We start from the raw sequence: 18,153 nt of genomic DNA on the forward strand, positions 1-18,153 counted from the left end.
ATGCTGCGCGTGGCGATCCAGGTCAAAGAACTGATTTCGAGCAATGTGACAAGCGTGATCGAGACCGCGTCCGACCCGGTCAAGATGCTGGGCAACTTGCAGCGTGAGATCGAGGAATCGATCATCGCGCTTCAGGGCGAACGCACCCGCGCCGACCGGCGCAAGTCGCGGCTGGACGAGCAGAAGACGCAGCAAGAGATGCGCGAGGCGGACTGGGGCGAGAAGGCGAAGATCGCGATGGACCACGGGCGCGAAGATCTCGCCCGGCAGGCGCTGATGGCGCGAGAGGATTGCCGCGCGGCGCTCGCCAAGCTTGACGCCGATAGTGCTGCGGCCGAAGCGGACCTCAAAGAGATTGACGAAGCGATAAGCGAGCTTGAGGCCAAGCGTGAGGAAACGCGCGAGCAGATTCTCCGACAAAGCGCCGCCGACGCTCACCACGCGTCCACCGAAACGGTCGGCCGCGCCCCCTCGAAGGCTGATCGGCATCGCAACCGCATATCCGAGCTTGAAAAGCGCACCGAGTTTGCGACTGATGGCTCTATCGAGAAGCGCGCGCAGGCCTCAGTCGAGCAAGAGATCGAAACGATGCGCCGCGAGAGCAAGATCGACGACGAGCTGGCCGCGATGAAGGGCGCGGGTTCGAAGAAGGCTCCCAGGAAGAGAAGCGCCGCCAAGAAATAGACCAACGCGCAGCTCTCCAGCGGCACCGGTTCAACCGCGCTTCAGGTGTATTACTCGCACTAGACACCCCGAACGATCCTCCCTATCTCGCCTAGCGGGATCATAACGGGAGGATGCGTTGCCCATTTCGTCCATAAGCCTTGATCAATGGTTCGGCTGGGCTGGCCAGGCTGCCATGGCGGGGTGGCTGATCCTGATCTTCGCGCCTCGCTCCTTCCCCGGAGGGTACGGCGCGTGGCTCTTCGCGATTGCGCGCTACGTGATCCCGTTCGGCATCGCGTTGCTCTACGCGGGTTTTGCGATGGCCTATTTCTTCAGCGTCGATAATGGCGGCTTCGGCTCGCTCGATCAGGTGGCCGCCGTGTTGGGCAAGCGAGAGATGCTGCTGGCGGGATGGGTTCACTATCTCGCCTTCGATCTGTTCATAGGCGGCTGGATCGCGGTCGAAGCGGACAAGATCGGCCTCAACCGGCTGGTGCAGGCGCCGATCCTTGTCGCGACGTTCATGCTCGGCCCGATTGGTCTAGCGATCTTTCTCACCATCAAGGCGGGCACGCTGCGCTGGCCGCGCGGAAGCTCCGACCCCGCGATGCGGGAGTTTCCGGCGTGACCACCACAGACGCTCCCGCCCGCGATCCGGTTTCTCTCGTCCCCCGGCTTTCGAGCGACCATATGACGCAGCTCAACCTCTCCTTGGCGTTGCTAATGGCTGCGAGCTTTGTCGTGTTTGTGCCCGCCATGCTGATCGACCCGCGCGCGCTCGACAGCGCTCCGGTCTGGGTGAAGCCTCAGAAATTCAACATCTCGCTCGCTCTGCACTTCTTCACGATCACTGCGCTCGCACAGCTTGTACCGCGCAAAGTACGCACCGGGCCAACCCTGATCGTGTTCAGTTATCTGGCGGGTTTCGCGCTCCTGCTCGAATACGTTTGGGTGGCCGTTCAGGCCGCGCAGGCAAAGCGCTCGCATTTCAATTACGACAGCCAGTTCGAGGGACTGATGTACGCCGCGATGGGCGTGGGCGCGTTCCTGCTGATGACAATCGCGATGGCGCTCGCCGTGCAAATCTGGCGCAAGGGAGACCGCTCGCGCTTTGGTTTGTGGCTTGGCTCGGTCGTGGGCCTGACGGGCGCGTTTTTCTCGACGCTTTACTTCGGCTTCGAAATGTCGAGTTCCAGCCGCTATGTCGGCGCGCCGCTGGAAGGCGGCGGAGCGACCGTGCCCTTCTTCGGCTGGTCGAGAGAATATGGCGACCTGCGGCCTGCGCATTTTGTCAGCCTGCACCTGATGCAGACCGTTCCGTTCGCCGGGTGGCTGGCGGATCGCCGGGAATGGAACGCGAAAGGGATCGTGGCTGGCGTGACGCTGGCGCAACTGGGCCTGGCCGCCGCGCTGTTCCTTCAGGCCAAGGCCGGTCAGCCCTTCTGGCCGGCCTAGGGCGCGGTGACTTCGCGCGCCTTGCGCGCGGCGATGAAACTGCGGATGAATGCGATCATGGCGAACCAGCTGGTCGCCATCATCGCCGCAACGCGCAGGATGGCCAAGGTGTCGCCGCGAGCAAAGGCGCCGCGCAGCGGCATGATAAGGGCCACGAACACCACCAGCGTCAGCCCCGCGGCCACATGCGCAATCAGCTTGTTCTCGCGCATCACACCCTGCTGGCACAGCAACAGCGCCATTCCGAACACGCCGGGGATCACAGCGGTGAGCGAGGGCGTCACGGAGGACAGATAAGCCCAGGCCGACATCGCGATCAGGACAAAAGCGTTGAGCAGGTTGGCTGTCGGCGCTTTCATCTTCGCGTGTCTCCCTCAGGCGTCAGTCTCAGCTCAGAAGCTCACTTTACCAGTTCAACCTGTTCGAAGTCGAGTTCAACCGGGGTAGCGCGGCCGAAGATCGAGACGCTGACCTTGACCTTGCCCTTGTCGAAATCGAGCTCTTCCACAACGCCGTTAAAGCTCGCAAAGGGTCCGTCGAGCACCTTGACCTGATCACCGATCTCATAATCGACATTGACCTGCGCCTTGGGTGCGGCCTTGGCTTCCTCGACCCCGCCAAAGTAGCGCGCGGCCTCTTTCTCGCTGATCGGCTGGGGCTTGTTGTTGTTGCCCAGGAATCCCGTCACCTTCGGCGTGTTCTTGACGAGGTGATAGATATCATCGTTCATCCGTAGCTTGGCGAGGACATAGCCGGGCATGAACTTGCGCTCGACCTGCACCTTCTTGCCGCGTTTCACTTCGGTTACGGTCTCGGTCGGCACTTCGATTTCCTCGACGCCTTCGGAAAGGCCGAGCCGTTCCGCTTCGGCGAGGATCGATTCCTTCACCTTGTTTTCAAAACCGGAATAGGCGTGGATGATGTACCAGCGAGCCATGGTGTTTCCTGCACAGTATAATGGGGCTTCGTGAGCGCCCTTGGGTTGAGGCGCGGCCTTAGATCGAGAGCGAGAGCGCGAAGTTGACCACCGCCTGGAACACGGTGTCGATGCCAAGGAAAAACAGCGCCAGGAGCACCATCATGATGAAGACGAAGATCGCGGTGCGGATCGTCTCATCGCGCGTGGGCCACACGACTTTCGAAGTCTCCGAACGCACTTGATTGACGAATTCGGGGACGCTGGTTTTCTTCGGTTTGGTTTCTTCGGCCATGATCGTGCGGCGCTCTTTGCAAAAAGGTTTCGTCTCCCCGACAGGTAGGGCTCATCGCTCTGCGGGACAAGGTCGCCGCTCAAGCTTTGAAATCTGCGATGTCCGGGAAGACGTGTTGCCATTATGCCCGTCGCAGAGGAATTGCAAGCGCGAGCTTGGAGCTAGGGGCTTTCGTTTTGCGGCGCACAACTCTAGCGTGCGTCGCTTCGGGCAAAGAACTACAGGGATATCTCACCACATGGCAGCCAATGACGCAGGCGGAATGAGCCTGATCGACCATGTCACCAACATTTCCGATTTCATCTGGGTGGGCACATGGATGGGCGAGCCCTTCCTGACCATTGCCGGAGAGCCGTTCCCGCCAATGGTCATCGTTCTGTTCGGTATCGGCTTTTACATGATGGTGGGGCTGCGTTTTTACCCACTCGTGAAACTCGGAGGCGCGTTTGCCGGCCTGTTCCGGAGCCGCAAGGGCGAAGGCGACGGGGAAATCAGCCCGTTTGCCGCCTTGTCCACCGCGCTTTCGGGTCAGGTTGGCACCGGCAATCTGGCCGGCGTTGCCACCGCGATCGCGATGGGTGGACCAGGGGCGGTTTTCTGGATGTGGATCACCGCGATCTTCGGCATGGCTCTGGCCTTTGGCGAAGGCTCTTTGGCGATCCGCTATCGCGAGAAGACCTCGGATGGGGTCTATCGCGGGGGTCCGATGACCTACATCATGCTGGGTCTGGGTCCGAAATACACGTGGCTTGCCATCGTCTTCTGCCTTGGCACGCTGTTTTCGGCGATGGTCACCGGAAATTCGATCCAGGCCAACGCCGTGGCGGACGGGCTCAACGAATTGTTCGGGATCGAGGAGTGGCTGGGCGGCGCGATTGTCGCGGTGCTGGTTTTCATCGTGATTATCGGCGGGATCAAGTCGATCGGCAGCGTGGCTGAAAAGATCATTCCCTTCATGGCCGCCGCCTATATCGCGATGGCGGTCATCGTGCTGGCGCTGCACGCTGGCGATCTGCCCGAAACCTTCGGGTTGATCTTCCACGGCGCGTTCAATGCGCAGGCTGCAACCGGTGGTTTTCTTGGCGCAGCTCTCATCATCGCGATCCGCTTTGGCGCGGCGCGCGGCCTGTTCTCTAACGAGGCGGGACAAGGTTCAACGCCGATTGCGCACGCGGTTGCGCAGACCAACGATCCCGAGCAGCAGGGCCGCATGGCGATGCTGGGCACGTTCATTGACACCGTGGTGATCTGCACGATGACAGCGCTTGTTATTCTGACCGTGCAAGGCGAGTTCACCGGCGGCGGCGAAGCAGTGAATCACGCCTGGAACAGCGATCTGCGCGGTTTTGCCATGACCAGCGGCGCCTTCGCGGCCGCGCTCCCGTTCACGATCGCTTCCATCCCGGTGGGCACGCTTATCGCTTCGATCGCGCTTATCCTGTTCGTCTTTACCACCTTGCTCACCTGGAGCTATTACGGGGAGCGGGCGATCACGTTCATCTATGACCGTGTGCCCGGTTCCTCGCGGCGGGGTGAAAAGATCCTTCACATGATCTGGCGCGTCCTGTGGTGCGTCGTGATCTATGTCGGATCGACGCAGGATCTAACCTTGGTCTGGCGTCTGGGCGACATTTCGAACGCCGCGATGGCGCTGCCCAACCTTCTCGCGCTTGTCCTTTTGTCCGGCGTCGTGTTCAAGCTCGCGCGCGGCGACAAGCACGCCGGCAAGACCTACGGCAAGGAAACCCCCGAAGAGCCCGAGGAATACTGAGCGGCCCGTTCAGACGCGGCCATGCGCGGCTCGAAGGGAAGGTTCCACCTGCACTCGGCGCGTGTGGGTCTCAGCTTGAAGGCAGGATGATCAGCGCCCTGCGCGCAGCCATTGGGCAAGGCGCGCCAACGCGCCGCTTCCCGGTTCGCGCGCATCGGCGCTTGCGCGTCGCGCTCTCACCACCCCGCGAGGAAGCGCGCGCACGCACAGCGCCGAAATCGCCAGCGGCTCACCCGCGAGTTTCGGCTGCGGACGGTTGAGACTAAGATAAGACATTTTCGTCCTCCTTTCAGGGTTCCTGGCGCAACTCGAAGGTCGTCAGTTCCCGTTTTCCGATGCAGAAATTACATGCCCAAGCGCTCCTGACCGGATGCTGAAATCGCGGGTTATTTCCGGTTCAGGATCGGAGCCGAGGCGGTGTGCGATCACCGGGCAGTTTCCGCGCGCGTGGTTGCAGGCGCAGCGGATGCCCAAAGCGGGCCGACGGCCTTCTTCTGCGACATGGGAGGAAATGGCAGGGGCGACAGGATTCGAACCCGTGGCCCTCGGTTTTGGAGACCGATGCTCTACCAACTGAGCTACGCCCCTGCACTTGGACGCACGCCTTTAGAGGAGCCGAGAGGGCGAAGCAACACTCTCAAGCATCAACTTGTCGCCTTCGTACTTTATTGAAGAGCCTCGCCTGCTACTCTTGGCCCCATGCATTCTCCCTTGCGCAGCGCGATTCCCGTCGAGACCTTGCTGCTCGCCTATCGCAGCGGGATTTTCCCGATGGCCGACAAGCGCGAGGATCCGGACATCTTCTGGGTAGAGCCGCGGGAACGCGCGATCCTGCCGCTGCACCTGTTCCACCTGTCAAAGTCGCTGCGCAAGGTCGTGCGCGCGGATCGCTTTGTTGTAACGCTCGACGGCGCGTTCGAAGAGGTGGTGAAGGCCTGCGCCGAACCACGTCCCGGCCACCCGGAAACCTGGATCAGCGATCGCATCTTGCGCAGCTATGTCGCGCTGCATGAAGCGGGGCACGCGCATTCGATCGAATGCTGGCGCGCCTCGGACCAGGCCGACGGGCCGCCTGTCCTGATGGGAGGACTGTACGGCGTGTGTTTTGAGCGGGTCTTTTGCGGCGAGAGCATGTTTTCGCGAACAGACAACGCCAGCAAGGTCGCGCTCGCCTGGCTGGTCGCGCTGATGCGCCGGGCGCGCTATCAACTGCTCGACTGCCAGTTCATGACCGATCACCTGGCCTCGCTCGGAGCGATCGAGATGCCGCAGCGCATGTATTTGCAGGCGCTGGAGCGGGCGCGGGGTCGACCACGAATGAGCCTGATGGAGGCGTACAAAGCCTTTACGCGCGAAGCGGTTGCGGGCTCTGTCCCCGGCGTTCAGCTGTTGCCCGATGACTCGCCCGGAAAGCGCATCGCGCAATCCTTGACCCAGACATCGTAGATCGGGTGTTCGACAACGTTGAGACTGGGCGATTCCTTGAAAAGCCAGCCTGAAAAAACCCGCGTGTGTTCGCTCTGCCCGCGCTCAAGCACATCAAGCTGCACGAACGCGCCGGTTTCCTGAGGCATTTCCCACGGCGCGGTTCGTTCGCACGTAGCCAGGCGCAGGATAACCGGACCCTCCTCGCGCACATCGCCCGGACGCATCTCGAAATCCTGGCTCAGATTGTTGCGCTTGTTGAGCAGGCCGATGGTTGCGACGCGTTCCTCGACCGGCGTTGCCCCTTCGACCGCGTCGGTGTCCGGCTCACCCTCCGTCTCACCTGCAGGCTCGACCGCCGCGCTCTCACCCAGCGCCTCGCCCTCTCCCGCAGTTTCACCGCAGGCGCTGACGACGAACGCAAGGGCCCCGGCGGCAATCAGAAATGGCGGGCGCATGGTGAAGTACAGTCAGCTCTCAGGCGACCAGGCTTCGTAATCGCCATCCGCCTTTGCGCGTTTGCCGCCGCGCTCAAGCGCGCCTTGTGGCAGATAGGCTTTGGCGGTTCCGGTCGCGTTGGGCGTGTAATCGGCTTCCCAGACCTTGGCGGGCGGCAAGTGGCTCTCGGGCACATCGTCGAACGCGCCGTGCAGCCAGCCGTGCCACTCGGAGGGCACGCGGCTTGCATCGTTTGCGCCATCGTAAATGACCCAGCGCTGCTCACGCTGCGTGTAGGAACCGGTCGAGGCTTCATCGCCCTTGCGCCGCTTGCGATAATATTTGTTCCCCGCGTGGTCGGTGCCGACATGCTCGCCGCCCTGGCGGCTGGCCCACAGATGCGTGCCGAGCGTCGCGCCATCCCACCAGGTGAAGATTTTTCCGAAGATTCCCATGGTCGCGGCGTTTAGCCCAAGCTCTCTGGCGCGCCAAGTGACTTTGCCGCGTTCGCACGGCGGCTCTCGTCAGGGCAGTTCCCACTCGACGCTGTCGCCAGGCTTGATCCCCAATTCCTGAGCCAGCCCGCCGCGAATTTCGAACACCGCGATGACCTCGCTTTCCGATGGCACGGAATCGAGCGAATAGGGCACCGCGGTCGCGATATTCGTGATCCGGCGATCAGGGCCGATGAAGATGATATCGAGGCTGATCGGCGTGTTCTTCATCCAGAAGCTGCGCATCTGCGGCGAATCGTTGGGGAACAGCATGGCCTCGTCATCGGCCAGTGCCTCGCGAAACATGAGGCCGCGCGTCTGCGCTTCGCGGCTTAAAGCAAGCTCGGTCTTGAATGGGAAACGCTTGCCTCCGCTAACCACAGTGACTTCGGCGATCTGAAGCCCGGAGATCGGATGGACAGCGCTCTTGGACGCGTCCGCAGCCTGCGTCGCCGAAGGAGCGGTGGGCACTTCCCTCGCCGCGTCCACCGGAGAACACGCCGCCACCAGCAGCGCAAGCGCAACGGCCCACACGCCCCTCCAATCGCCGGTCCTGCGGCTAGACCTGATCATCGCGTTCTTCCTCTTCGGCCTCGATCACCCAGCCTTCTACGTCGTCTGCGTGCGCCGCGTCGAGGATGAACCGGACGTGTTCGAACACGTGCCCGGCGCGCAGCATGGCGGCGATATGTTTTTCCTTGCGTTTGCGCACAGCTTCGCTGTCGGCTTCATCATCGAGAGACGCGCGCGCGAAGGGGCCAAAGCCGCGTTTCTTTGCCAGCAGCATGGCGGCGCGCCGTCCTGCCGCTTCGCCGGGCGCGTTGTCCGCTCGGGTCTGTTCCTCAACGCCCGCCGCCCACAGCGCCTGTTCAACCCGGCGTTTGCCATAGCCCCGCTGCGTCAGGTCGCGCGAACGGCCGCGCGCATACGCCTCGTCATCGATGTAACCAAGCTCGACCAGCCGCATCACCAGCCCGGTCACGTCAAGCTCGCTGGTGCGCCCGTCGGCGTCTTCGGCAACCCCGCGCTCGCGGATTTTTCGAGCGAGATAACCCTCCAGCTTGGCCGCCGTCGTTGCGAAGCGCGCAACGTAGGCCAAGGCGAGATCGCGCAAGGCGCTCTCGTCGAGAGGCGCACGCTTGCGTGCCTTTCGCGCGCGTTCGGGGCTCTGTTTGCGCCCGGAGGTCTCACTACCAAGTGATGACATTTTGCTTTCTCGTGAAACCATTTCGCCTTATTCGTGCCACAGTCGTTATCAAATGGAAAAAAATCGGATGGCTTTGGTGCTCTTGGCCAGAGCTTGAAGGACACAGTAGCGCAGGCCCTTGGGGCCAAGCAACATACGGGTTTCGCTAGGAAAAATGACCGACGACGTATTGACGCCGACGCCAAATGACTGCGATCTGCCGCGCCGGCGCGCGGAGTTTTCGACCTTTGCCGAGGCTCTCGATTACGCTGCGCGCAGCCAAAAGGGCCTCAATTTCCACGATATGCGTGGAAAACTTGAGCGCGTGTATCCTTACTCCGAAATGCGCGAAGACGCGCTCCTCATGGCGCGCAGGCTTATCGCTGCCGGAATAAAACCGCGCGACCGCGTCGCCCTGATAGCTGAGACCGGGCCCGACTTCGCCGCGCTGTTTTGCGCGTGCATCTACGCGGGCGCCTGGCCCGTGCCCCTGCCCTTGCCCACGACCTTTGGCGGCAAGGAGAGCTTCATCGATCAGCTCGCGATCCAGCTTCAAAGTTCGGACCCGGCCCTTTTGCTTTACCCCGAGGCAATCGGAGAGATGGCGCAAGCGGCTGCGGACAGGCAGTCTTGCCCCGCCGAAAGCTGGCAAACCTTCACCTTGCGCAAAGCGCCACCGTGTGAGCTGCCGGACACCGGTCCTGAGGATATCTGCTATCTGCAATATTCGTCGGGCTCGACCCGCTTCCCGCAAGGCGTGGCGGTGACGCACAAGGCCTTGCTCCACAACCTCTATGGTCATTCGACCTCCATGAATCTGGGCGCGAACGATCGCTGCGTAAGCTGGCTTCCATGGTATCACGACATGGGGCTTGTCGGATGCTTTTTGTCGCTGATCGCCAATCAGGTGAGCGGCGATTACCTCAAACCCGATGCCTTTGCGCGCCGCCCGCTGGCCTGGCTCGACATGATCAGCCGCAATCCGGGCAACACGCTCTCCTATTCACCAACCTTTGGCTACGACATTTGCGCGCGCCGGATTTCGAGCCAATCCAATGTTGCCGAACGCTTCGACCTTTCGCGCTGGCGTGTGGCCGGGAACGGGGCCGACATGATCCGCCCGGACGTGATGCAGAGCTTCGTCAACGCCTTCAGTGACGCCGGGTTCAAGGCGAGCGCCTTCACCCCCTCCTATGGTCTGGCCGAGGCTGTCCTGGCCGTCACGGTAACGCCGCCCGGCGAAGGCATTCGGGTCGAACTGGTCGAAGAAGAGCGCCTTTCGGGCACGCCGCGCGACATTTCGCGCCCGGCCCGCTACCGCGCGATTGTCAATTGCGGCAAGCCTCTGCCCGACATGGAGGTCGCCATCCGGGGCGAAGACGGACACTCACGCGGCGATCACCAGATCGGCAAGGTCTGGTGCCGGGGGCCCTCGGTGATGCATTCCTATTTCCGTAACGAGGAAGCGACCGCCGACGCCATCGTCGATGGTTGGCTCGACACCGGCGACATGGGCTACTTGGCGGACGGTTATCTGTTCATCGTGGGGCGGGCGAAGGACATGATCATCATCAACGGCAAGAACCATTGGCCCCAGGACATCGAGTGGGCCGTCGAGCAACTGCCCGGCTTCAACCATGGCGATATCGCCGCCTTCGCGGTCGAGACCGACAACGGCGAAGAGGCGCCGGCGGTGCTGGTCCATTGCCGCGTGTCCGATCCGGTCGAGCGTGTGAAGCTGCGCGAGCAGATCTCGGACAAGGTTCGCTCGGTCACGGGCATGAATTGCGTCGTCGAACTGGTCCCGCCACGCACGCTGCCGCGCACCAGTTCGGGCAAGCTCAGCCGCGCCAAGGCTAAGAAGCTCTATCTGTCGGGTGAGATCGTTCCGATCAAACTGGCGGCCTAGGGACGCCACTGCGCGCGGAGCGCTGCGCCTCCCTCTTCGACGCTCACGGCGACGCCGCGCTGCGCAAGAAGCTCCTGCGCGCGCTCGGCGTCCTGTTGCGGTCCGACGAGGACAATCGGCACGTTGAAGCGGGCCGACGCCCACGCCACCGTGTCGAGCGCGTCGCGTCCTTGATCCGTCAAGACGAGAGCCGGCTCTTCCCCCTCCTCGACCTCGCGGGCTTCGAAACCGATACGGTCGGGCAGATCGCTCATCGGAGGAAGCAGTTCGATGGTCCAGTCCGGCTCGGTCTGCGCGATGCGGTCCTCCAGCGCGCGATAGGCGGCCAGGCTCGCGCCTTCGAGACGCTGCGCGCGCACCATGGCGCGGCGGCGCGTGCGATCGATGGTCACATCGCTTTCCGGCACACCGGCGACCAGAGCGAGCCGTTTCGCAAGATCTTCAGCGCGGGCAATCTCGCGTTGCTCTTCGTTCGCTCGGGCCGCCGAAAGCTGCGCGGCCTGCGCTGCTGTGGCGCTGGTTCCAACTTGCAGTTGAGTGAGGGAAAGCTGCGCGGGTCGACTGAGACGCGCGTTAAAGGCGCGCTCGATCTCGGCCTCGGCATTGGGTTGCAGCGTGGGCGTGTAAACGGTCGAGCTCACCAGGATGGGGTCCGCGCGGAAATCGACGTCGAGACGAAAGATCTCGCTGTCACGAACAAAGGCGTCCTCAATCTCCGCGCGCATGATGCGCTGCGCGTTTGTCTGGAAGACGATCTGCTGCAGCGAATAGGTTAGCGGAATGATCAAGGCGATGAAGACGGCAAACACCGCAAGATTCTGAAAGTTCGATTGGCGTGCCGTCAGACTGGTGCGAAAGCCATAGGCCCGCGCCATCGCCCAGGCGGTCAATGCGATGGTTATGAGGTTGGTGACATAAAGCAGCAGCGCGCCGGAGAAGACGGTCCAATTCCAGGTCGCAAAGCCGAAGCCAACGGTCGCCAGCGGCGGCATCAAGGCCGTGGCGATTGCCACGCCGACAATCGTTCCATAGCGGCCTCTGATCATGGCGTATGCGCCAGCCAGAGCGGAAAACAGCGCGACAAACAGATCGAACAAGGTTGGCTCGGTGCGCGCCACGATCTCCGGCGTGATCGTCTTGATCGGAGACACGAAGACGACCAGCGCGGTCAGCCCGATCGCCACGATCGTACCCCATGCCAGACTGCGCGCCGATTGGCGAAGCCAGTGGTAGTCGCCGATTGCAAGCGCGAAGCCCAGGCCCATGATCGGGTCCATCAGCGGCGACAAGAGCATGGCCCCGATGACAACCGCCGGAGAGGACAGAAGAAGACCCAGAACGGCGATACCGGCGCTCATTGCCGTCATGAACAGGTAACGTTCGGACAAGGAGCATTCGGCGCGGCGCTTCTCGATCACTTCGGCCTGGTCGACCGTTCCGATGACGTCTTGCAGCCAATACCTTTGCAGACTGAAGACAACGCGCGAAAAGGGGGTCCGGCGGCTTCTCACGCCTCCGGCGCTTGGCTCGGCTATCCGTGCGGCGCCCGCCGGATTTTCTTCAGACCTGTTGTCCAACGTCGCCAAATGCATGGCTCCTTTTCGTCCAATGACGTGCGATACTCCCAGTCTTTTGCAAACAAAAGCGCGATTGCAGCGCAAGGCGCTAACGCGATTTTGCCAATACGCGCATTACGATGGACGGCAGCGGTCGGATCGGGCATTCTTGAAACTCGTGTTTTAGATGCCTAATACAGTTGGGAAACGCAACGACAGCCCGCTCGTGCAGGCATCGTTACAGGGAGCACAAAAGCCGTTATGAGCACCGAAAACGAGGCCGTCACCAATATCGCCACCGCGACGAAGGAAGCCGCTGCCTTCGATCTGACCCCGCCCGACCCCGTCCCTGTCGTCGCGCCGGAACAGGCCGCCGGGCTCGTTCCGGTTTCCGACGAGCAGAAGTCGAAGCTCGATCAGAAGGTCGACAGCTTCGTGACCGACCTGATCTCGGTCGATGCCAACTCGCCGGCTTTCGGCGAAAAGGTGGATCAGATCACCCGCATGGGTCAGGAGCAGATACGCGCGGCGGCGGGTCACTCGAACCGCTTTCTCGATCGTCCCGTGCGAGCGATGGATTCAGACAACAATGTCGGCAAGGATCTCGCCGAATTGCGCCGCACCGTCGAAGAGCTCGATCCGGGGCGAAAGGGCAAACTGATGGAGCCGCGCAAGCTTTTCGGCATCATCCCGTTCGGCAGCAAGCTGCAGAACTATTTCGACAGCTACACAAGCTCGCAGGGGCACATCCAGTCGATCCTCGAAAGCCTCGAAGGCGGAAAGAAGGAACTGGTGCTCGACAACGCCGCCATCGATCAGGAACGCGCCAAACTGTGGGAAGCGATGGGCGAACTGGAACAGATGATCCACATCGCCAAGACACTCGACGCGCGGCTCGAAGCCAAGGCGATCGAGCTGGACGCGAGCGATCCCGAAAAAGCCAAGGCGCTGCGGGAAAGCGCGCTGTTCTATGTGCGCCAGCGCACCCAGGATCTCCTGACGCAGATGGCGGTCAGCGTGCAGGGCTATCTCGCGCTTGACCTCGTCAAGAAGAACAACGTGGAGCTGGTCAAGGGCGTGGATCGCGCGAGCACAACGACCGTAAGCGCGCTGCGCACCGCGGTTACCGTCGCGCAGGCGATGACCAACCAGAAACTGGTGCTGGAACAGATCACCTCGCTCAATTCGACGACAGCGAACATCATCGACTCCACCAGCACGCTGCTGCGCGAGCAGACCGGACAGATCCACGAACAGGCCGCTTCCTCCACCATTCCGCTGGAGACGCTACAGCGCGCCTTTCAGAACATCTACGACACAATGGACGAGGTCGATGATTTCAAGACCCGCGCGCTCGATTCCATGAAGCAGACGGTCAACGTGCTTTCGGAAGAGGTCGAGAAGTCGAAAGGCTATATCGCGCGCGCCGAAGGTCAGGCCCAGGCACAGGCCAAGGTCGCGAGCGAGCCTTCGCTGCTGGCGCTTGAATCCTGAACGGGCACGCGCATGGTCGACACCACCAAGCAATCCGATCAGATCATGGGCGCCGCGCGTCAATCGCTTGCGGTGCAGCGCGGCGGCGGCACGCACCGGCCAGCCGACAGCATCGGCAAGGGAAGCGCCGAGGCCAAGCTGAAAAATCTGCTCAAGAAGGTCCGCAACATCGTCCTTGCCATCGTCGCGATCTGGCTCGGCGCGGGAATAGCTGGCGCAATGTTCAACGGGATCGGATTCTGGGGCGTAATGGCAGTGGTCGTCGCGACCGCTCTCGCCGTGGCGGTGTTTTCGAGCTTCCCCAAGGTGAAGCCACCCAAGCGCGAAGACCTCAAGCTTGGCAGCCCGCAGCAGATGGTCGCCAACACCGAACTGTGGCTGGAAGATCAACGCAAGGCTCTGCCCCCGCCCGCCGTACGCGTGGTCGATCAACTCGGCGTGCAGCTCGACGCACTGGGCCTTCAGCTCGAAACGATCGACGCTGCGCATCCGGCGATGAACGACGTGCGCGAGCTGGTCGGCGAATATCTTCCCGAGACGATCGACAACTACAAGAAGATCCCCGAGCACCTGCGCGCCGAGAAACACACCGGCAAGAGCGCTGATGAACGTCTGACCGACAGCCTGGGCAAGCTGTCCGGCGAGATCGACCGCGTGACGCGCCAGCTTGCCGAAGGCGCGATGGACGATCTGGCGATCAAGGACCGTTACCTGGAGTACCGCTATGGCGGGACCGAGGCGCTGAGCGAAGAGAAGAGCGCGTAGGACCGATGAAGGTTCGTTTGCCCCACCAACTGGAACGCACTGAGATCCGGCGGCGGCTCGAAGAGCGCAAAGGCGAGATCGTAAGCTATTTTCCCGAAGGCATGGCCAGCCTTGAGAGCAACTGGGCAAACGAGGATCACATGGACTTCCTCGTGGCGATTGCCGGTCAGCGCATCAGGGGATCGGTGGACATCGCCGAGGATCACGTTGTGATCGAAGTCGACCTGCCGCTCATCCTGAGCTTTCTGAACGGCAAGATCGAAAGCTCCGTGCGCAAAGAGGGCACGCGGCTGCTCACCTAGTGACTGACCCGGATTTTCGGGGTTTTCGCGATCATTATAAGCGGTTCCACGCAATTGGCCGGTCGGCTTGCGTTTGCAAATCTCGGAACTCTGTGTCAGGTTGGTTGGACGTCCTTGTTGACTATTCAATGTGACATTGGATGCGCAGGCGGGAGTGGTGTGATGGGCTTTGCCGGACCTAGCGATAACTTGCGCCAGACCTTGCGAGAGGCGACGGCCAACGCTCATGATCTGCTAGATGGCACGATGCGCGCTGCGTCGGGTTGGAGTACGCTCGAAGATTACGCGCACTTCCTCTCCCTTCAATACGCGGCGCGGGTGCCCGTTGAAGCGTGGCTGGAGGCAAGCGCGCCCGATGATCTATGCCCCCCGCCCCAGTCTACCCTGATCGCCGAGGATCTCGACCAACTGGGCTGCAAACTGCCGAAGCCCCACGCTCGCTTCGAACCGAAGGGTGTCGCCCACACTGGCGCGCGCAGAGACGACGAAACCGCGCGCTGCGAAGCTTTGGGAGCGGCCTGGGTGCTGGCCGGTTCCGCGCTTGGCAACCGATCGATCCTCGCCGAGGTGCGTCGCACAGCGCAAGCGAACGGGGCAAAGGACTGGCCGACACGTTTTCTGGGCGACCCCGCAATGCTCGAATTCTGGAAAAGATTGCGGATCGAGCTCGAAAATGGCGCCGAAATGGAGGCAGTCGAAGTGGCCAGCCTTGCCGCATCCCACGTATTCGAGCACTTCATTGAGCACGCACAGGCACCGCCAGGCTGAACAAGGCGGCATCTCGGGAGGGGTCCTCGAGGCGGCGATAGAGAACGGGACCCGATGAACTTTCATTCCACACCGCGCGAACTCACCGAATGCGATCGGGAACCGATCCATCATATTGCGGCGGTCCAGCCATTTGGCGCCCTAATCGCCTTGCGCCGCGATTGGCGCGTGGGCCAACGCTCGATCAATTGCGCAGAGCTGCTTAACCTCGGCGCGCTGCCGAAGATTGGCGCCGCGCTCGACGAGGTGCTCTTGCCGAAGGCTGTGGAGGCTCTGAAATCAGCCGCCCGACGCCTGACCGAAGAGGACGCGGTCGAGCGGCTGTTTGGCGTTGCCCTTGCCCAGCCGGAGACGTTGTTCGATTGCGCCGTGCACAAGGTCGGCGAGCGGGTGATTGTCGAGTTCGAGCGGCATGACCCGGACGAGTTCGTGAACCACGTCTCGCTCATCGCGCCCCTGGTGTCCAAGCTTGAAACGATCAACGACCTGCCCCGCCTGTGCTCACAAACCGCTAAGCTGGTGCGGGAGATGCTCGGATACGACCGGGTCATGGTCTACAAGTTTCATGCCGATGAGAGCGGCGAAGTGATCGCCGAAGACGCGCGCGAGGATTTGGAGCCCTATCTCGGGCTTCGCTACCCCCGGGCCGACATTCCGCAACAGGCTCGCGATCTCTTTCGCCGCAACCGGGTCCGGGTGATTGCCGATGTCTCGGCCGAGCCATCGCCGGTTGACCCGGCCGTCACCTTCGGCGGCCAGCCGCTCGATTTGTCCATGAGCGTCTTGCGCGCGCATTCCAACATGCATCTGAAATACCTGACCAACATGGGCGTCGGCGCGACGCTGGCCATGGCGATCGTGCGCCGCGGAAAACTGTGGGGCATGATTTCATGCCATCATGGCGAACCAAAGCTACCCTCGTTCTCGCTCAGGACCGTGGCTGAGACCTTCAGTCAGATGTTCTCGCTGATCCTCGATCGAATGCTGATCGACCGTTCCGAGCGGCTGCGCTCGCGCGGGAGGGATCTGCACAATACGCTGATGGTAAACCTTGCCGATGGCGAGTCCCTTGGCGCCAATGTCGCGAGAGTGGCAGAGATGCTGGAGGGTTTGATCCCGCATGATGGCCTAAGCCTAAAGGTCTCGAACGAGTTCACAAGCTACGGCGCCGCGCCGAGCGAAGCGGAATTCGCCGCGATCGCGGGCGATCTGAGCGACGCGGATGTTCAAGTGGCCTATGGCACCACCAATCTGGCCCAGCATATCCCGTCGGCGTCGGCTTTCGCCGAGCGCGCGACCGGCGCTCTCATCATTCCAATATCGCGCGATTCCAACGAGCATCTGATCCTTTGGCGCCAACCGCTGACCCAAACCGTGTCCTGGGCCGGCGATCCATCGAAAGCCAAGGTGGCGACGCCCGGCGAACGGCTGCAACCCCGAGAGAGTTTCGCGGCGTGGGAAAAGACTGTCGACGGGCATAGCGAGGAATGGAGCGAGGACGACCTGCAGATCGCCGAAGGACTGCGCGTTGCCCTGCTTGAGGTGATCCTGCGCATGTCCGACGAGGTGGCGCGCCAGCGCCACCGCGCGCAGGAGCAGCAGGACCTGCTTATCGCCGAGCTCAACCATCGCGTGCGCAACATTCTCAACCTTATTCGCAGCCTGGTTTCGCAATCGCAGCACGACGCCGTGAACGTCGAGAGTTTCGCCTCGATCGTGAGTGGACGCATCGCCGCGCTCGCGTCCGCGCACGACAACATAACGCGCGAGAACTGGACGCCAGCGCCGCTCGCCAAGCTGTTCGAGAGCGAGATCGAGGCGTATCTCACCGGCAAGTGGGACCGCTTCACGCTCATCGGGGAATCGGTCCTTATCGCGCCCGAAGCCTACACCGTGCTCGCGCTGGTCGTACACGAGTTGATGACCAACTCGGCAAAGTACGGCAGTCTTTGCGATCGCTCGGGCTCGGTCACGGTCGAGGTCTCGCGCACCGCGCTGGACGATCTCGCTATCGCATGGCGCGAGCGGGGCGGGCCACCCGTGCAGCCTCCCACACGGCGCGGTTTCGGTTCCACCATTATCGAGCGCTCGATACCCTTCGAGCTGAAGGGCGAGGCACGGTTGCGTTTCCAGCTCGCGGGGCTGGAGGCCGACTTTGTTGTCCCCCGCCGGTATGTCAGCCACCGAAGCGCAGAGGTTGAAGCGGACCATCCCGCTGCGTCGAACGACGACAATCGTATCGTCGCGGCGCAGTCCCCCCATACGGCAAACGGTCTTCCACGCCGCGTTCTGGTGGTCGAGGACAGCATCATCATCGCTCTCGATACCGAGGAGAACCTGAAGCGACTGGGCGTCGGTCTCGTTGACGTCGCCAGCAGCGTGGCCGCCGGCCTCGCTGCGCTTCGAGACCAAGAGCCCGAGCTAGCAATTGTCGATTTCAACCTTGGCAGCGAATCGAGCACGCTCGTCATCGAAGAGCTCAAAGAGCGCGGCGTTCCTTTCGTGCTGGCGACCGGCTACGCCGAGCTGGGCGCCAAGATCGACGAACTTGGTGCGATGAGCGTGGTGCGCAAGCCCTATGGCCGCGCCGAAATCGAACAGGTCCTGGAGGCCTATGCGAGCCAAGCCAAAGTCAAGCCCGCCAAATCCAAGTCCTCCGAGGCCAAGTCCTCCGAGGCCAAGTCCGCCTGAAGGTTGAACTCGGCCAGGCGGC

20 protein-coding genes and 1 tRNA gene are annotated in these 18,153 nt (G+C 62.2%); 11 read left to right on the forward strand and 10 right to left on the reverse strand.

Translation table 11 applies throughout. The features are described 5' to 3' along the window. The 3 genes from QNI87_RS10930 to QNI87_RS10940 all read left to right on the forward strand — a co-directional run bounded on the left by QNI87_RS10930 (position 1) and on the right by QNI87_RS10940 (position 2,121). Positions 1–684 (forward strand): PspA/IM30 family protein, encoded by a 684-nt coding sequence (locus QNI87_RS10930; protein WP_300596371.1) that lies wholly within the window; start codon positions 1–3, stop codon positions 682–684. Between the two features lie 118 nt (positions 685–802). Continuing rightward, on the forward strand, positions 803–1,294 hold the full coding sequence (locus tag QNI87_RS10935) for an ABA4-like family protein (RefSeq protein WP_300596373.1): 492 nt from the start codon (positions 803–805) through the stop codon (positions 1,292–1,294). Then, the gene (locus tag QNI87_RS10940; protein WP_300596375.1) at positions 1,291–2,121 is read left to right on the forward strand and encodes a hypothetical protein; all 831 of its coding nucleotides are present in this window, start codon (positions 1,291–1,293) and stop codon (positions 2,119–2,121) included. The genes QNI87_RS10935 and QNI87_RS10940 overlap by 4 nt, the downstream gene beginning before the upstream one ends. On the opposite strand, the gene QNI87_RS10945 is transcribed toward QNI87_RS10940, so the two are convergent. From QNI87_RS10945 to secE, 3 genes are read right to left on the reverse strand one after another with little or no spacing between them, the layout of a single operon-like run. After that, complete coding sequence (locus QNI87_RS10945) at positions 2,118–2,480, reverse strand: hypothetical protein (RefSeq protein WP_300596377.1); 363 nt, start codon at positions 2,478–2,480, stop codon at positions 2,118–2,120. The two genes, QNI87_RS10940 and QNI87_RS10945, sit on opposite strands and share 4 nt — an antisense overlap. 41 nt (positions 2,481–2,521) lie before the next feature. Beyond that, the gene (nusG, locus tag QNI87_RS10950; RefSeq protein WP_300596379.1) at positions 2,522–3,058 is read right to left on the reverse strand and encodes a transcription termination/antitermination protein NusG; all 537 of its coding nucleotides are present in this window, start codon (positions 3,056–3,058) and stop codon (positions 2,522–2,524) included. A gap of 58 nt (positions 3,059–3,116) precedes the next feature. After that, positions 3,117–3,332, reverse strand: a complete 216-nt coding sequence (gene secE / locus QNI87_RS10955; RefSeq protein ID WP_300596381.1) for a preprotein translocase subunit SecE — start codon at positions 3,330–3,332, stop codon at positions 3,117–3,119. A gap of 238 nt (positions 3,333–3,570) precedes the next feature. Here secE and QNI87_RS10960 point away from each other — a divergent pair, with 238 nt between their 5' ends. Continuing rightward, entirely contained in the window at positions 3,571–5,103 is a 1,533-nt protein-coding gene (locus tag QNI87_RS10960) for an alanine/glycine:cation symporter family protein (protein ID WP_300596383.1), read from the forward strand. A gap of 90 nt (positions 5,104–5,193) precedes the next feature. On the opposite strand, the gene QNI87_RS10965 is transcribed toward QNI87_RS10960, so the two are convergent. Together QNI87_RS10965 and QNI87_RS10970 are read right to left on the reverse strand one after the other, a co-directional pair. Further along, complete coding sequence (locus QNI87_RS10965; RefSeq protein WP_300596386.1) at positions 5,194–5,379, reverse strand: hypothetical protein; 186 nt, start codon at positions 5,377–5,379, stop codon at positions 5,194–5,196. A 236-nt stretch (positions 5,380–5,615) separates the two neighbouring features. After that, a tRNA-Trp gene (locus QNI87_RS10970) sits at positions 5,616–5,691 on the reverse strand. 111 nt (positions 5,692–5,802) lie between these two features. Between QNI87_RS10970 and aat the strand changes: the two genes are divergently transcribed. Further along, entirely contained in the window at positions 5,803–6,549 is a 747-nt protein-coding gene (aat, locus tag QNI87_RS10975) for a leucyl/phenylalanyl-tRNA--protein transferase (RefSeq protein ID WP_300596388.1), read from the forward strand. Here aat and QNI87_RS10980 read toward each other — a convergent pair. The 4 genes from QNI87_RS10980 to QNI87_RS10995 form a co-directional block, all read right to left on the reverse strand. Then, positions 6,486–6,986 carry a DUF2155 domain-containing protein gene (locus tag QNI87_RS10980; protein ID WP_300596390.1) on the reverse strand — a complete coding sequence of 167 codons (501 nt, stop codon included), beginning with the start codon at positions 6,984–6,986 and terminating at the stop codon, positions 6,486–6,488. The genes aat and QNI87_RS10980 overlap by 64 nt on opposite strands. A gap of 12 nt (positions 6,987–6,998) precedes the next feature. Next, on the reverse strand, positions 6,999–7,421 hold the full coding sequence (locus QNI87_RS10985) for an NADH:ubiquinone oxidoreductase subunit NDUFA12 (RefSeq protein WP_300596392.1): 423 nt from the start codon (positions 7,419–7,421) through the stop codon (positions 6,999–7,001). Positions 7,422–7,490: 69 nt separating this feature from the next. Further along, complete coding sequence (locus QNI87_RS10990) at positions 7,491–8,033, reverse strand: DUF192 domain-containing protein (RefSeq protein ID WP_300596394.1); 543 nt, start codon at positions 8,031–8,033, stop codon at positions 7,491–7,493. Next, the gene (locus tag QNI87_RS10995) at positions 8,020–8,667 is read right to left on the reverse strand and encodes a RecX family transcriptional regulator (RefSeq protein WP_300596397.1); all 648 of its coding nucleotides are present in this window, start codon (positions 8,665–8,667) and stop codon (positions 8,020–8,022) included. The genes QNI87_RS10990 and QNI87_RS10995 overlap by 14 nt, the downstream gene beginning before the upstream one ends. 154 nt (positions 8,668–8,821) lie before the next feature. On the opposite strand from QNI87_RS10995, the gene QNI87_RS11000 reads away from it, so the two are divergent. Next, positions 8,822–10,555 (forward strand): fatty acyl-AMP ligase, encoded by a 1,734-nt coding sequence (locus QNI87_RS11000; protein WP_300596399.1) that lies wholly within the window; start codon positions 8,822–8,824, stop codon positions 10,553–10,555. Here QNI87_RS11000 and QNI87_RS11005 read toward each other — a convergent pair. Then, on the reverse strand, positions 10,552–12,066 hold the full coding sequence (locus tag QNI87_RS11005) for a TIGR00341 family protein (RefSeq protein ID WP_300596401.1): 1,515 nt from the start codon (positions 12,064–12,066) through the stop codon (positions 10,552–10,554). The genes QNI87_RS11000 and QNI87_RS11005 overlap by 4 nt on opposite strands. Before the next feature lie 306 nt (positions 12,067–12,372). Here QNI87_RS11005 and QNI87_RS11010 point away from each other — a divergent pair, with 306 nt between their 5' ends. From QNI87_RS11010 to QNI87_RS11030, 5 genes are all read left to right on the forward strand, one after another. Beyond that, positions 12,373–13,605, forward strand: a complete 1,233-nt coding sequence (locus tag QNI87_RS11010) for a toxic anion resistance protein (protein WP_300596403.1) — start codon at positions 12,373–12,375, stop codon at positions 13,603–13,605. Between the two features lie 12 nt (positions 13,606–13,617). After that, complete coding sequence (locus tag QNI87_RS11015) at positions 13,618–14,370, forward strand: hypothetical protein (RefSeq protein WP_300596405.1); 753 nt, start codon at positions 13,618–13,620, stop codon at positions 14,368–14,370. A gap of 5 nt (positions 14,371–14,375) precedes the next feature. Further along, positions 14,376–14,672, forward strand: a complete 297-nt coding sequence (locus QNI87_RS11020; RefSeq protein ID WP_300596407.1) for a polyhydroxyalkanoic acid system family protein — start codon at positions 14,376–14,378, stop codon at positions 14,670–14,672. Positions 14,673–14,831: 159 nt separating this feature from the next. After that, the gene (locus QNI87_RS11025; protein ID WP_300596409.1) at positions 14,832–15,440 is read left to right on the forward strand and encodes a biliverdin-producing heme oxygenase; all 609 of its coding nucleotides are present in this window, start codon (positions 14,832–14,834) and stop codon (positions 15,438–15,440) included. A 54-nt stretch (positions 15,441–15,494) separates the two neighbouring features. Further along, positions 15,495–18,131 (forward strand): HWE histidine kinase domain-containing protein, encoded by a 2,637-nt coding sequence (locus tag QNI87_RS11030; protein WP_300596411.1) that lies wholly within the window; start codon positions 15,495–15,497, stop codon positions 18,129–18,131. Positions 18,132–18,153: the final 22 nt, after the last annotated feature.

The organism is Erythrobacter sp. (genome assembly GCF_030066995.1).
GTDB lineage: Bacteria > Pseudomonadota > Alphaproteobacteria > Sphingomonadales > Sphingomonadaceae > Erythrobacter.